Consider the following 14366-nt stretch of genomic DNA (forward strand, 5'->3'; position numbering starts at 1 on the left):
TCCACGAGACAGCCGACGAGAGCTACGGTTCGACACGACATCCTCCTGGTTGGGGTTGGGACACCAAGCCCGTTCACCCCACCAGGGGGATGTCCTGGGTCTTCAACCGCTCAGGGAGTTACTACCGACGACGGTTCCGTCCCCGGCCGTGACCGTGCGGTGCCGCAGGGGCTCTGCGACACCGCACGGCCGGTCAGGTGCACCGTCGGGGCCCACGGCCCCCGATGTCAGGGGTCAGGGCGCGGCGTCCCCCGGGCCCTGGTCAGGCGTCCCGTCGTCGTCCTGCGGCGCCGGGGTCGCCGGGTCCGACGTGGTCGGCTCGGGGGTGGTCGGGTCCGGGGTCGTCGGGTCCGGCGTGGTCGGCTCCGGCGCCTCCCCGGCCGCGGCCACCGGCAGCGGCGCCGGTTCGACGCCGTCGAACGAGATCTCCCAGACCTGACCGCCGGTGTCGGGCAGCGGCGTTCCGTCGCCGCCGGGCAGGACCAGCCCCTCTGCCGGCGCGATGCTGAACGCCGACACGAAGACGCCGTCGTCACCCACGGCCAGCCCGGCCGGGAAGGGGACGTCGACCGACCGGTAGGACAGGTCCGCGAGGTCGACGGCGACCACGTTGCCCTGCGGCTCGGTCGACTCGAAGTCCGGAGTCGACCCGAACAGCTGGGAGACGTAGAGCCGGGACCCGTCGTCCTCGACGGCCACTCCGGTGATCCCGGTGAAGCCGTGGAGGGTCAGGATCGCGTCGCCCTCGGCGGTGTAGACCCGCGCCTCGCCCGCGCCCGGGACCAGCGAGCCGAGCCCGCCGACGTAGACGTTCCCGTCGGCGTCGGCGGCCAGGGACGTCGGCACGAACTCCGGCGTCGTCTCGTCGCCCTCCACGGTCGGGTAGGTGGCGAAGACGGTCACCTCGAACGGCGGCACGCAGGCCGTAGGGTTGGCGGGCGTCCCGGTGGCGCAGTCCTCGGGGACGGCGGCGAAGTCGGGCTGGACCTTCCACACGGTGTTGGCCGCGGCATCGGCGACCAGCGCGTAGCCGTCCGCGCCGGCCGGCCCGTCGGGGGTCGGGTCGACGAACAGGATGCTGAACGGGTTGCTCTCGAGCTGCGCGCCGTCGGGGTTCTGCTCGGCCTCGACGTCGACGAAGTCCACGTACGGGAACACGGCCTGCTCACCGTCGACCACCTCGGCCACGAGGAGGTTCCCCAGCGTCTCGGCGCCCGGCAGGTCGGTGATCCCCGGGATCGGGAACGGCGGCGGCCCGCCCTCGACCACGATGTACTGACCCGGGACGTCGGTCCCGTCGGCGCCGCTGGATCCCGCCTCGGCGAAGCTGCCGTCCGGGCCGGCGAGGGAGAACAGCCCGTCGACCACGCGCGCGGCCTCGGGCTCGTCGGCCTCCGGGTCGGAGATCGCCGTGACGCCGGCGGTGCCCCCCGCGCAGAGCTGGGCGGGTGGTTCCTCGGCCGGTGGTTCCTCGGCCGGTGGCGGCTCCACCGGTGGTTCCTCGGCCGGTGGCGGCTCCACCGGCGGTTCCTCGACCGGCGGTTCCTCCGCCGGTGGTTCCTCGCCGGAAGGCGCTTCGGGCAGAGCGACGCACGTGTCGCCGCCGGATCCGGCCTCGGCGACCAGGAGCGACCCGTCCTCGGCCCAGTTGAGCTGACGGGGGTTGTCGAGCCCGGTCGCTACGACGCGAGGGGCGTCCGGGGTGCCGTCTTCCTCGACGGCCACCGCGGTCGTCGCGCTCCCGAGCAGGAGAGCGAACGAGCCCGCGGCGACGAGGGTCCTGCGCATGGTTCCTCCGCTGGCGGTGTCGGCGGTGTGGGGGGAGGCCCCGGGGCTGCACGGTGGGGGGCCGGGGACGGCGCGGTCGCCGTCGATGCCAGCCGAAGCTAGTTCCGGGGCCGGGCCGGATCCGAGTCCCCAAGACTGGGGACGGACTCCTCCGTCCCATCCCCACCGGCGTGGTCACCACATCTGGTCAGGAGGGGCGCACGGTCCGGCGGCGCGCGCACCGGGGACGCCCGTCCCGGCCGGAACGGCCTCGGCGTCCGGGACCGCGCGGGTGCGGCTGGACAGGCCGAAGGTGTTCACCGAGAAGCCATGGGCGGTGCTCCGCGGTGACCGGCCTACCCCTTGTGATCGACCTCGGCGGACGGCCTCGTGTCCGCCACCGGAGGGTCGGTGACCAGGCGCGGGCGGGCGGCCGCGAGCCCGGTGACCACCTGCAGGACCAGCAGCCCGAGGAGCAGGAGCAGCGACGACCGCCACCCGCCGGTCGTGTCGTGCAGCAGCCCCACGGCCAGCGGCCCCGTGGCGGCGAGCAGGTAGCCCGCACTCTGCGCCGCGGCCGACAGCCGGCCGGTCTGTGCCACGTCCTGCGTGCGCAGCAACACCAGCGTCATCGCCAACGGGAAGGCCGCACCGGTGCCCAGCCCGTAGAGCAGCGCCCACACGGCCGGCGCCGCAGCGGGCGCGAGGAGCAGCCCGGCGAGGGCGACCGCAGTGGGCAGAGCCACGCCGGCCACCCAGGCACGCTGGCCGGGCCGGCGGGCCGCCAGCCAGGGGACGACGAGCGAGCACGGTGCGCCCAGTGCCGCCGCGGCCGCCACGAGGCCACCCGCGGCCACGGCCGAGAGCCCGGCCTCGTCCTGCAGCACGTCGGCCATCCAGGTCAACATCGCGTAGAAGACCAGGGACTGGAGGCCGAAGAAGGCCGTGACCGCGAGCGCGACGCGGTCCCGCAGCACGGCGGTGAGCGGTACCCGCTCCCGGGGCGGGAGGCCCCTGTCCCGCCGTCGGGCCGCCAGCACCGCCACCCCGGCCACGGCCGCCAGGATCGGCACCAGCCAGAGCGTCAGGCCGGCGACCGCGCTACCCGCCGCATCGGTCAGTGGCCGGGCCAGGCCGGCGCCCAGCGCGGCCGAGAACGCCATCGACGCCGTCGTCGCGCCGAGGACCGGCGCGCTGCGCGCTCCGTACTCGGCACGGACCGCTGCCGGGATGAGCACGTTGCCCACCGCGATGCCCGCGGTCAGCAGCACCGTGCCGGCGAACAGGCCCCACGTACCGGCCGTCCGCAGCGCGGTGCCGAGGGCCAGGACGACGACCCCGGCGAGCAGCGCGCGGTGGACGCCGAGCCGGGCCGCCAGCGCCGGGGCGGTGGGGGAGAGCAGCCCGAGGCAGACGAGGGGCAGCGCGGTGAGCACGGCCAGCGCCGCGGGTTCGATCGAGAACTCCCCGCCGAGCCGGTCGATCACCGGGCCGACGGCGGCGAACGGGCCGCGCAGACAGAGTGCGACGACGACGAGGACCGCAGCGGGAGCCAGCCATCCCCACCACCGGCGCCGGCCGGGCGCGGCGGCCGTCACGACCCGGAGCGCCGGGTGCTCACCCGGTCCTCCTCGATCTGGCGTGCCGTCTCCAGCAGTGCGGGGACGAGCACGTCCTCCAGCTCCTCGGCGTGCGGCAGCCCGGCCAGCCCGCGGTCCAGGGACTGCCCCGACGTCCCGCCGCGGGCCGGCGCGTCAACCGGCTCGTCCGGCAGGCCGGCTGTGTCCACGGGGTCCTCCTGAGGATCGGGGCCGGTGCACTGCCCGCGTGATTGTGCGCTCCACTGAGGGTCAGGGGCGGAAGCGCAGCGCCTGGCCCGGGCGCAGCTGGCCGCAGCGGTCGACGTCGGTGTCGTCGACGTAGCCGATGACCGGGTAGCCGCCGGTCACCGGCCCGTCGGCGAGGAAGAGCACCGGCTGCCCGGACGGCGGTACCTGCAGCGCGCCGCGGACCATGCCCTCGCTGGCCAGCTCGCCGGCGCGCGCCCGCTCCAGCGGGACGCCGGACAGCCGCAGCCCGATCCGGTTGCTCTCGCCGGTCACCTCCCACGCGGTGCCGGTCAGCGCGGCCGCCGCGTCGTCGGAGAACCAGTCGATGCGCGGGCCGGGCATCACCCGCACGGTGACCTCGCCGCCGGGCGGGTCGGGGACCGGCGCGAGGTCCACCCCCGGCATCGGACCCGTGGGCGGACCCACGGGCAGCACGTCGCCGGGGGAGAGGACCGGCGGGCCGAGGCCTGCGAGCAGGTCCGTCGAGCGGCTGCCCAGCACCGGCTCGACGGCGACGCCGCCCCGCACGGCGACGTAGGTGCGCAGCCCGGTGGCCGGCAGGCCCAGCCGCAGCTCGGCCCCGGCCGGCAGCACGACCGGGGCGTTGTGCGCGGTCGAGCACCGGGCGCCGGTCGTGGCCACGACCAGGTCCGCCGCGGCCCGCAGCGCCAGCCCGCCGAGGGTCACCTCGAGCACCGCGGCGTCCGTGCCGTTCCCGACCAGCCGGTTGGCCAGCCGGGCGGCGGCGCGGTCGCAGGCGCCCGAGCGGCCGATCCCGAGCGCCCCCTGCCCGGTCCGGCCGGCGTCCTGCACCGTGGTGAGCGGTCCGGTCGCCAGCACGGTGAGGGTGCGCGTCACCCCTGCTCCGTGAACCGCACCCGGACGCCGGGTCGCAGCAGCGCGGCCGGGTCGCGGGCCACGTCGAAGACGGCGACGTCGGTGCGGCCGACCAGCTGCCACCCGCCCGGCGACTCCCGCGGGTAGACGCCGCTGAAGCCGCCGGCGAGGGCCACCGACCCGGCGGGCACCTTCGTCCGGGGAGTGTCCCGGCGGGGGACGTCCCACGGCTCCCCGTCGGGGGTCAGGTAGCCGAACCCGGGCGCGAAGCCGCAGAAGGCCACCGTCCACTCCGTGTCGGTGTGCCGGCGCACCACCTCGTCGGGCGGCACGCCGAGGAGCGCCGCGACGTCGGCCAGGTCGGCCCCGTCGTACACGACCGGCAGCTCGACCAGCTCCCCGCCGGCCGTGCGGCCGGGGCGCGGCCGGGTGCGGCGCACCGCCTGCTCGACCGCGGCGAGGGTGGTCACCGCCGGGTCGGTCGCCAGCAGCACGGTCCGCGCCGCCGGGACGACGTCCACCACGCCCTCGGGCGGGTCGGCCGCCAGCGCGGCGTACAGCCCGAGGACGTCGTCGAGGTCGTCGAGCTCGACCAGCAGCGCGCTCGACCCGCTGGGCAGGACGCGCATCAGGGCGCGAACGGCGCCAGCGACACCCCGGCCGCGGTGAGCGCCTTCCGCACCCGCCGGGCGATCGCCACCGCGCCCGGGGTGTCGCCGTGGACGCAGATCGACTCCGGCGCCAGCCGCAGCAGCCCGCCCTCGACGTCGGTGACCGGCTCGCCGGTAGCCATCGCGACGCAGCGGCGGGCGATCTCGGCGGCGTCGTGCAGCACCGCCCCGGGCAGCCGCCGGGAGACCAGCGTGCCCCCGGGCGTGTACTCGCGGTCGGCGAACGCCTCGTGCACCGTCGCCAGCCCGGCCTCGTCGGCCAGCCGCAGCCACGCCGACCCGGGCAGCCCGAGCACGGGCAGGTCGCGGTCGTACTCGACGACCGCCCGCACCACGGCCGCGGCCTGCTCCTCGGAGGAGACGATCGTGTTGTAGAGGGCGCCGTGCGGCTTGACGTAGCGCACCCGCGTGCCGGCGACCCGGGCGAAGGCCTCCAGCGCGCCGAGCTGGTAGAGCACGTCGGCGGTCAGCTCGTCGGGCTCCACGTCGACGAAGCGGCGGCCGAACCCGGCCAGGTCGCGGTAGGAGACCTGGGCGCCGACCGCCACCCCCGCCTCCGCGGCCCGCGCGCAGACCCGGCGCATGATCGACGGGTCGCCGGCGTGGAAGCCGCAGGCCACGTTGGCGCTGGTCACGACGCCGAGCAGCGCGTCGTCGTCCCCGAGCCGCCACTGGCCGAAGCCCTCGCCGAGATCGGAGTTCAGGTCCATCGCGGGCGGCCTCCTCAGGCGAACAGCTCGATCACCGGGCGGATGGAGTTGACCGCCAGGTACAGGGTCAGCAGCCAGGCCAGCCAGCCGACCGCCAGCAGCCAGCGCGGGTACCGGTAGCCGCCCAGCAGGTCGGCGCGGGCGGTCGCGACCCAGAGCAGGACGGCGATGCCGACGGGCAGCAGCAGCCCGTTGAACGCCCCGGCGAAGATCAGCAGCGTGACCGGCGCGGCGCCGATGAGCAGGAACGCCAGCGTGGTGACGGCGATGAAGGCGACCACGAGCAGCATGCGGGTGCGGTCGCCGGTGCGCCCGCCGGAGGTCAGGAAGGTGACCGAGGTGTAGGACGCGCCGATGACGCTGGTGATCGACGCCGCCCACAGCACCACGCCGAACGCCCGGAGCCCGAACTCGCCCGCGGCCGCCCCGAACGCCGTCGCCGCCTGGTTCCCGGTGCCGAGGTCGGCGCCGGCGGTGACGACGCCGAGGATGGCGAGGAAGAGCAGCACCCGCATGACGCCGGTGATCACGATGCCGGTGACCGATCCGCGGGTGATGTCGCGGACGTGCTCCGGTCCGGTGACCCCGGAGTCGATCAGCCGGTGGGCGCCGGCGTAGACGATGTAGCCGCCGATGGTCCCGCCCACCAGCGTGGTGATGGCGAGGAAGGAGACGTCCTCGGGGAGGACGACGTTGCTCAGCGCGCGACCGACCGGCGGGGTCGAGGTGATCGCGATCCAGGCGGTCAGCCCGATCATCAGCAGGCCGAGGACGACGACGATCCGGTCGACGGCCACACCTGCCCGCCGGTTGAGGAAGATCCCGATCGCGACGAGCGCCGACAGAGCGCCGCCGATCCGTGGGTCCAGGCCGAACATGGCCTCGGTGCCCAGGCCCGCGCCGCTGATGTTGCCGATGTTGAACACCAGGCCGCCGAGCACCAGCAGCGCGGCCATGAACCAGCCCAGCCCGGGCAGCAGCGCGTTGCCCAGCTCCTGGGCGCGCTGCCCGGAGACCCCGATGACCCGCCAGACGTTGAGCTGCAGCGCGATGTCGATGACGATCGAGACCGCGATCGCGAAGGCGAACGCCGCGCCCAGCTGCACGGTGAACGTCGTGGTCTGGGTGATGAAGCCCGGGCCGATGGCCGAGGTGGCCATGAGGAACATCGCGCCCAGCAGCGTCGACCGGGTACCGGCCGACATGCGGCCGGCGGTCGCGGGAGGGGCCGGGTGGTGCGGGGCCGAGTGGTGCGGGTCGTCGGGCACGGGGGCTCCCCAGTCGGGCGTGACCGCGACGCTAGGGCTGTGATGGGCCCTCCGCAACGGCCGTGGGGGGACGGCGGCCGGCGCCGGGACGGGCTGGTGCCGCGGCTCCCGACGGCCGCCTGCGCGCCGAGTCGCGGAGACGGTGTGCGCCGAGGCGGAACTCCAGGACGCAGAAGTCCTCCTCAGCGCACACCGTCCGGCGCCCCTGCGAGGCCTAGTCGGTGCCGGACTCCATCGCGGCGCGGTCGAGCAGCTCCTCGTCGGCGGAGACGGCCCCGCGCGAGGCGATCGCCTCGGCCCCGCCCTGCGCCATCGCGCCGATCAGCCCCGTCGAGGCCGCCTGTGCGGCGCCGATCAGCCGCGGGTGCCCGCTGCCGACCATGCCGAGCGCGGCGTACCGCTCGAGCTTGGCGCGGGAGTCGGCGATGTCGAGGTTGCGCATGGTGAGCTGACCGATCCGGTCGGCCGGGCCGAAGGCGGAGTCCTCGGTCCGCTCCATGGAGAGCTTGTCCGGGTGGTAGCTGAACGCCGGTCCGGTGCTGTCGAGGATCGAGTAGTCCTCACCGCGCCGCAGCCGCAGCGTCACCTCGCCGGTGACCGCCGTCCCGACCCAGCGCTGCAGGGCCTCCCGGAGCATCAGCGCCTGCGGGTCCAGCCAGCGGCCCTCGTACATGAGCCGGCCCAGCCGCCGTCCCTCGCTGTGGTAGGTGGCGAGGGTGTCCTCGTTGTGGATGGCGTTGACCAACCGTTCGTAGGCCGCGTGCAGCAGCGCCATCCCGGGCGCCTCGTAGATGCCCCGGCTCTTGGCCTCGATGACCCGGTTCTCGATCTGGTCGGACATGCCCAGGCCGTGCCGGCCGCCGATGGCGTTGGCCGCCAGCACCAGGTCGACGGCGGAGTCGAACGTCTTCCCGTCGATCGTCACCGGCCGGCCCTGCTCGAAACCGATCGTCACGTCCTCGGGGGAGATCTCGACCGCCGGGTCCCAGAACCGCACGCCCATAATCGGCTCGACCACCTCCAGGCCGGCGTCGAGGTGCTCGAGCGCCTTGGCCTCGTGGGTGGCGCCCCAGATGTTGGCGTCGGTCGAGTACGCCTTTTCGGTGCTGTCGCGGTAGGGCAGGCCGTGGGCGACCAGCCACTCGGACATCTCGGTGCGCCCGCCGAGCTCGGAGACGAAGTCGGCGTCCAGCCACGGCTTGTAGATCCGCAGCGACGGGTTGGCCAGCAGGCCGTAGCGGTAGAACCGCTCGATGTCGTTGCCCTTGAAGGTGGAGCCGTCGCCCCAGATCTGCACGTCGTCCTCGAGCATCGCGCGGACCAGCAGGGTGCCGGTGACCGCCCGGCCGAGCGGCGTGGTGTTGAAGTAGCTGCGCCCGCCCGAGCGGATGTGGAACGCCCCGCAGGTCAGCGCGGCCAGGCCCTCCTCGACCAGCGCTGCGCGGGCGTCGACCAGCCGGGCGATCTCCGCGCCGTAGGCCGTCGCGCGCCCGGGCACCGAGTCGATGTCGGGCTCGTCGTACTGGCCGATGTCGGCGGTGTAGGTGCAGGGCACCGCACCCTTGTCCCGCATCCAGGCGACCGCCACCGAGGTGTCGAGGCCGCCGGAGAAGGCGATCCCGACGCGTTCGCCGACGGGCAGGGACGTGAGCACCTTGGACACGCGAGGAAGTATGCACGAGGATGCATGGCCATGCGTCGGCGGGTCCGGCACTCGCCGGAGCCGGGGCGCCCGGGTGAGCATGGATCCATGACGTCCCCCGCCGAGGTCCGGGCCGCCTGCCGGACAGGCCACGCCGTCCCGACGTCGGGCCTCGCCCCCGGCTTCACGCAGGCCAACCTCGTCGTGCTGCCCCGCGACTGGGCGTACGACATGCTGCTGTTCGCCCAGCGCAACCCGCAGCCGGTGCCGCTGCTCGACGTGACCGACGCCGGCTCGTACCGCACCCCGCTCGCCCCGGACGCCGACCTGCGGACGGACCTGCCGCGCTACCGGGTGTGGCGGGGCGGGGAGCTGACCGACGAGCCGGCCGACGTGACCGACCTGTGGACCGACGACCTGGTCGCCTTCCTCGTCGGCTGCAGCTTCAGCTTCGAGACCGCGCTGCTCGACGCCGGCGTCCCCGTCCGCAACATCGAGCAGGGCCGCAACGTCTCGATGTACCGGACCGACCGGCCCTGCCGTCCGGCGGGCCGGCTGTCCGGGCCGCTCGTGGTGTCGATGCGGCCGGTGCCCGGGGAGCTGGTGCCGACGGCGGTCCAGGTCACCGGGCGGATGCCGCAGGTGCACGGGGCGCCGGTGCACGTCGGCGCACCGGCGTCCCTCGGCATCGCCGACCTGGACCGCCCCGACTTCGGCGACCCGGTCGAGTCCGCCGACGGCGACGTCCCGGTGTTCTGGGCCTGCGGGGTGACCCCGCAGGCGGCGCTCATGGCCTCCCGGCCGCCGTTCGCGATCACCCACGCGCCGGGGCACATGTTCGTCACCGACGTACCGGACGCCGCCTACCGCCGGCCCTGACCTGCGCGTCCGCACACCGGCCGGACGTCACGGACCCGTCCCACGACCGACGTTCGGCCGGCGGCGCCCCGTGGGTATGGCGACCGCCATGCCTCGTATCGACCGCATCGCCGAACCATGGGGAACCCGCACCCCGTACGGCCCGGGGGAGACGTGGCCCACGCGGGTCGACTCCCACCTCGCCGACGGGCTGACCGAGGCCGACGTCGACCGCTGGGTCCAGTCGGCCACGATCCTGCACAGCAACGGCGACGCCCTGGACATCGCGGTGAAGGACGACCGGATCGTCGGTGTCCGCGGCCGGGCCGTCGACCGGGTCAACCACGGCCGGCTGGGTCCCAAGGACCTCTTCGGCTGGCAGGCCAACAACTCCCCCGAGCGGCTCACCAAGCCGCTCATCCGCAAGAGGGGCAAGCTCGTCGAGACCGACTGGGACACCGCGATGAACGCGGTCGCCGGCCGGTGCAAGGAACTGCTCGAGGAGCAGGGCCCCAGTGCGATCAGCTTCTACACCACCGGCCAGTTGTTCCTCGAGGAGTACTACACCCTGGGCCTGATCGCCCACGGCGGGATCGGCACGAACCACGTCGACGGCAACACCCGGCTGTGCACGGCCACCGCGGCCGCGGCGCTCAAGGAGACCTTCGCCTGCGACGGGCAGCCCGGCTCCTACACCGACATCGACTCCGCCGACGTCATCGCCCTGTACGGGCACAACATGGCCGAGACCCAGACGGTGCTGTGGACCCGGGTCCTCGACCGGCTGGCCGGGCCCAACCCGCCCAAGGTGGTCTGCGTCGACCCCCGGGAGACCCCGGTCGCCCGGGCGGCCACGGTGCACCTGGCGCCGCGGCCGGGCACGAACGTGATGCTGATGAACGCGCTCCTGCACGAGATCATCGCCCACGGCTGGATCGACCGGGAGTACATCGAGGCCCACACTGTCGGCTTCGCCGAGCTCGAGAAGCAGATGAAGGCCTACACCCCCGAGGTGGCCGCCGAGGTCTGCGACGTCCCGGCGGAGCGGATCCGGGAGGCGGCCCGCATCCTCGGGCAGGCGGAGCGGTTGCTGTCCACGGTGCTGCAGGGCTTCTACCAGGCGCACCAGGCCTCGGCCGCCGCCGTCAGCGTCAACAACATCAACGTCATCCGCGGCATGCTGGGCAAGCCCGGCTGCGGGATCCTGCAGATGAACGGCCAGCCCACCGCGGAGAACACCCGCGAGGCGGGGGCGGACGGCGACCTGCCGGCGTTCCGCAACTGGGAGAACGACGAGCACATCGCGGACCTCGCGCGGATCTGGAACATCGACCCGATGGAGATCCCGCACTACTCCCCGCCGACCCACATCATGCAGCAGCTGCGGTACATGGAGGAGGGCACGATCCGCTTCCTGTACGTGACGGCCACGAACCCGGCGGTCTCCCTTCCGGAGCTGGCGCGGATCCGGGAGATCCTGGCCCAGGAGCGGCTGTTCCTCGTCGTCCAGGACATCTTCCTGACCGAGACCGCACAGCTGGCCGACGTCGTCCTGCCCGCCGCGACCTGGGGCGAGAAGACGGGCACCTTCACCAACGTCGACCGCACGGTGCACCTCTCGGAGAAGGCGGTGGAGCCGCCCGGTGAGGCGAGGTCCGACCTGGACATCCTCATCGACTTCTCCCACCGGCTCGGCCTGGAGGACAAGGACGGGCAGCCGCTGGTGAAGTGGACCGACGCCGAAGGCGCCTTCGAGGGCTGGAAGGAGTGCAGCCGGGGCCGCCCGTGCGACTACAGCGGCATGAGCTACGACAAGCTGCGCGGTGGCAGCGGCATCCAGTGGCCGTGCAACGACGAACACCCGGACGGCTCCGAGCGCATCTACGTCGACGGGCAGTTCTGGGCCCACCCCGACTACTGCGAGAGCTACGGCCGGGACATGGTCACCGGGGCGCCGGTCGAGGAGACCGAGTACCGGGCGCTCAACCCGACGGGGAGAGCCGTGCTCAAGGCCGCCGAGTACGTCGCGCCGCACGAGCTGCCCAGCCAGGAGTTCCCCTTCCAGCTCACCACCGGCCGCACCCTGTACCACTTCCACACCCGCACGAAGACCGGCCGGGCACCGCAGTTGGACGCCGCCGCCCCGGAGGTCTGGGTAGAGATGTCGGCGAGCGACGCCGCGGACCGGAAGTTCGCCGAGGGCGACCTGCTGGAGGTCAGCACACCGCGGGGCCGGGTGCGGGCCCGGCTGCGGATCAGCGGGATCCGGCCGGGCGTGCTGTTCCTGCCGTTCCACTACGGCTACTGGGACACCAAGGACGGCGCCCGGCCGAAGAAGAAGGAGGACAGCCGGGCCGCCAACGAGCTGACCCTCACCGACTGGGACCCGGTGTCCAAGCAGCCGATCTTCAAGACGGCGGCGGCCCGGGTCGAGCGGGTCGCCCGCAGCAAGGGCACCCCGGCCGCGGCACCCACCACCACCGGGTCGGCGCCGGTCACCGGCGCCGTCCCACCCACCGTGGGCGGCGACAGCGCCCGCGTCGAGGAGCTCCTGGGAGGTCAGGCGTGAAGCTCGACATGGCGATCGAAGAACTGCACCGGTCGGAGAACCACCTGGTCACCGTGCTGATGTCGATGTCGGACAAGCACAAGGCCGACCACGAGGTCTTCTACGTCACCCGGGACATGGCCAAGTGGTCCCGTGAGCACGTGGCCGAGCTCGCCAGGATCGGACGGGACTTCGGGCTCGACCTGGACCCGGAGGCCTCGGAGGACCCGGGCCTGCTCGCCGGCATGAAGCAGCGGACGTCCGACCTGCTGGGACGGCGGTCGACACCCGGCCTGCTGCTGCTGGCCGACCTGCGCCACCTCTACCGCGAGGCGGCCGGCACCTCCCTGGACTGGGAGATCCTGGCCCAGTCCGCGCAGGGCGCCAAGGAACAGGAGCTGCTCGACGTGGCCGAGAAGTGCCACCCGGAGTCGCTCCGTCAGGCGCGGTGGGCCAACGCCCACCTCAAGGTGGCCTCACCGCAGGTGATCGCGAGCTGATGGCCGAGGGGCTCGGCCCGGGCCGCTCCGCGGCCCGGGCCGTCCTCCATGACCGCGGCAGCGACGGCGTAGGAGCCGGGTGGGTGGTTCGACTCGTGGGCACCGCCGCGGCGGCGCAGGCGGCGGGCGGCTGAGGGGTTCGTCCCCCCGGGTCCCGGGTCGGAGCCGGCAGGCCGATGGCGGGTTTGCCGCGCCCGCGCTGACGGGCACCGAGGGGCGATGGACGCCGAGGTCACCCTCACGGTCGACGGCACGGCCCACCGCCTCACGGTCGACACCCGCACCACGCTGCTGGACGCCCTCCGGGAACGGCTGGGCAACACCAGTCCGAAGAAGGGCTGCGACCACGGCCAGTGCGGCGCGTGCACGGTCCTCCTGGACGGCAAGCGGGCGCTCTCCTGCCTCGCGCTGGCGGTTGCCCACGACGGCGCGGAGATCATCACTGCCGACGGCCTTGCGGCGGACGGCGAGCTGCACCCGGTGCAGCAGGCCTTCCTCGACCGGGACGCCTTCCAGTGCGGCTACTGCACCCCCGGGCAGATCTGCTCGGCGGTCGGCGTCCTGGACGAGGTGCGGCGCGGCTGGCCCAGCCACGCCGGCCCGGACCTCACCGCCGACCCGGAACTCAGCCACGACGAGGTCGCCGAGCGCATGAGCGGGAACCTGTGCCGCTGCGGCGCCTACGTGAACATCGTCCCGGCGGTCCAGCAGGCGGGGGGTGGCCAGGCGTGAAGCCGTTCGCCTACGCCCGTCCGGCGGACGTCGCCGAGGCGGTACGGGACGTCGCCGCCGAGCCGACCGCCGTCTTCCTCGGCGGCGGCACCAACCTGGTCGACCACCTCAAGCTCGGCATCGTCCGCCCGGACCTGGTCGTCGACGTCCGCACGCTCACCTCGCGCAGCATCGACGACCTCCAGGACGGCGGACTGCGGGTCGGCGCCGCGGTGACCAACAGCGAGCTGGCCGCCGACCGGCGGGTCCGCGAGCGGTACCCGGTGCTGGCCCAGGCGCTGCTGGCCGGTGCCACCGGTCAGCTGCGCAACCTGGCCACCACCGGCGGCAATCCGCTGCAGCGCACCCGCTGCGTCTACTTCCAGGACGCCAGCACCGCCTGCAACAAGCGCGAGCCGGGGACGGGCTGCTCGGCGGTCGGCGGCTACACCCGCTACCACGCGGTCCTCGGCGTCCCGGCGGCGCTGCCCGACCCGACGGCGCCCGAGACGTGCATCGCCACGCACCCCTCCGACATGGCCGTGGCGCTGGCCGCGCTGGACGCGCAGGTGCAGGTGCTCGGCCCGGCCGGTGCGCGCACCGTCCCGTTCGTAGATCTGCACCGGCTGCCCGGCGAGGACCCCTCCCGGGACACGGTGCTGGAGCACGGTGAGCTGATCACCGCGATCGACCTGCCGCCGCTGCCGGCCGGCGCCCGCTCGGCCTACCGCAAGGTCCGCGACCGGGCCTCCTACGCCTTCGCCCTGGTGTCGGTGGCCGCGGTCGCGAGCGGGAACGGCGATGTCCGGCTCGCCCTGGGCGGGGTCGCGCACAAGCCGTGGCGCGCCACCCGGGCCGAGGGTGTGCTGCGCGGCGGGCCGCTGACCGAGGACACCGTGCGCGCCGCGATGGCGGCCGAGCTGGCCGCCGCCCAGCCGCAACCGGGGGTCGACAGCGGCAACGGCTTCAAGATCCCGCTCGTGACACGCACGGTCGTGGCGACCCTGCGCGACCTGGAGGCCTGA

Annotated in this window: 13 protein-coding genes; 5 read left to right on the forward strand and 8 right to left on the reverse strand. The window is 74.2% G+C overall.

Translation table 11 applies throughout. The features are described 5' to 3' along the window. Positions 1–234 precede the first annotated feature (234 nt). The 8 genes from E4P41_RS11545 to argG all read right to left on the reverse strand — a co-directional run bounded on the left by E4P41_RS11545 (position 235) and on the right by argG (position 8745). Positions 235–1788 carry a ScyD/ScyE family protein gene (locus tag E4P41_RS11545; protein ID WP_135141401.1) on the reverse strand — a complete coding sequence of 518 codons (1554 nt, stop codon included), beginning with the start codon at positions 1786–1788 and terminating at the stop codon, positions 235–237. Between the two features lie 335 nt (positions 1789–2123). Next, complete coding sequence (locus E4P41_RS11550) at positions 2124–3365, reverse strand: MFS transporter (RefSeq protein ID WP_135141402.1); 1242 nt, start codon at positions 3363–3365, stop codon at positions 2124–2126. Beyond that, positions 3362–3556 (reverse strand): hypothetical protein, encoded by a 195-nt coding sequence (locus E4P41_RS11555; RefSeq protein WP_135141403.1) that lies wholly within the window; start codon positions 3554–3556, stop codon positions 3362–3364. Before E4P41_RS11555 ends, E4P41_RS11550 begins: the two co-directional genes overlap by 4 nt. 61 nt (positions 3557–3617) lie before the next feature. Beyond that, complete coding sequence (locus E4P41_RS11560; RefSeq protein ID WP_135141404.1) at positions 3618–4454, reverse strand: biotin-dependent carboxyltransferase family protein; 837 nt, start codon at positions 4452–4454, stop codon at positions 3618–3620. Continuing rightward, the gene (locus tag E4P41_RS11565; protein ID WP_135141405.1) at positions 4451–5062 is read right to left on the reverse strand and encodes an allophanate hydrolase subunit 1; all 612 of its coding nucleotides are present in this window, start codon (positions 5060–5062) and stop codon (positions 4451–4453) included. The genes E4P41_RS11560 and E4P41_RS11565 overlap by 4 nt, the downstream gene beginning before the upstream one ends. Further along, complete coding sequence (locus tag E4P41_RS11570) at positions 5062–5814, reverse strand: 5-oxoprolinase subunit PxpA (RefSeq protein WP_135141406.1); 753 nt, start codon at positions 5812–5814, stop codon at positions 5062–5064. The genes E4P41_RS11565 and E4P41_RS11570 overlap by 1 nt, the downstream gene beginning before the upstream one ends. A gap of 14 nt (positions 5815–5828) precedes the next feature. Next, positions 5829–7082: an NRAMP family divalent metal transporter gene (locus E4P41_RS11575; RefSeq protein WP_245177282.1), complete on the reverse strand. Its 1254-nt coding sequence runs from the start codon at positions 7080–7082 to the stop codon at positions 5829–5831. A gap of 214 nt (positions 7083–7296) precedes the next feature. Then, complete coding sequence (gene argG, locus E4P41_RS11580) at positions 7297–8745, reverse strand: argininosuccinate synthase (protein ID WP_135141407.1); 1449 nt, start codon at positions 8743–8745, stop codon at positions 7297–7299. 87 nt (positions 8746–8832) lie between these two features. Between argG and E4P41_RS11585 the strand changes: the two genes are divergently transcribed. The 5 genes from E4P41_RS11585 (at position 8833) to E4P41_RS11605 (ending at position 14366) form a co-directional block, all read left to right on the forward strand. Further along, positions 8833–9603 (forward strand): putative hydro-lyase, encoded by a 771-nt coding sequence (locus tag E4P41_RS11585; RefSeq protein ID WP_135141408.1) that lies wholly within the window; start codon positions 8833–8835, stop codon positions 9601–9603. A gap of 88 nt (positions 9604–9691) precedes the next feature. Next, entirely contained in the window at positions 9692–12151 is a 2460-nt protein-coding gene (locus E4P41_RS23210) for a nitrate reductase (RefSeq protein ID WP_135141409.1), read from the forward strand. After that, entirely contained in the window at positions 12148–12630 is a 483-nt protein-coding gene (locus E4P41_RS11595) for a hypothetical protein (RefSeq protein ID WP_209307670.1), read from the forward strand. The genes E4P41_RS23210 and E4P41_RS11595 overlap by 4 nt, the downstream gene beginning before the upstream one ends. A gap of 219 nt (positions 12631–12849) precedes the next feature. Further along, complete coding sequence (locus E4P41_RS11600) at positions 12850–13362, forward strand: 2Fe-2S iron-sulfur cluster-binding protein (RefSeq protein ID WP_135141410.1); 513 nt, start codon at positions 12850–12852, stop codon at positions 13360–13362. Further along, on the forward strand, positions 13359–14366 hold the full coding sequence (locus E4P41_RS11605; RefSeq protein ID WP_135141411.1) for a xanthine dehydrogenase family protein subunit M: 1008 nt from the start codon (positions 13359–13361) through the stop codon (positions 14364–14366). Before E4P41_RS11600 ends, E4P41_RS11605 begins: the two co-directional genes overlap by 4 nt.

Source organism: Geodermatophilus sp. DF01-2 (assembly GCF_004571065.1).
Lineage (GTDB): Bacteria > Actinomycetota > Actinomycetes > Mycobacteriales > Geodermatophilaceae > Geodermatophilus.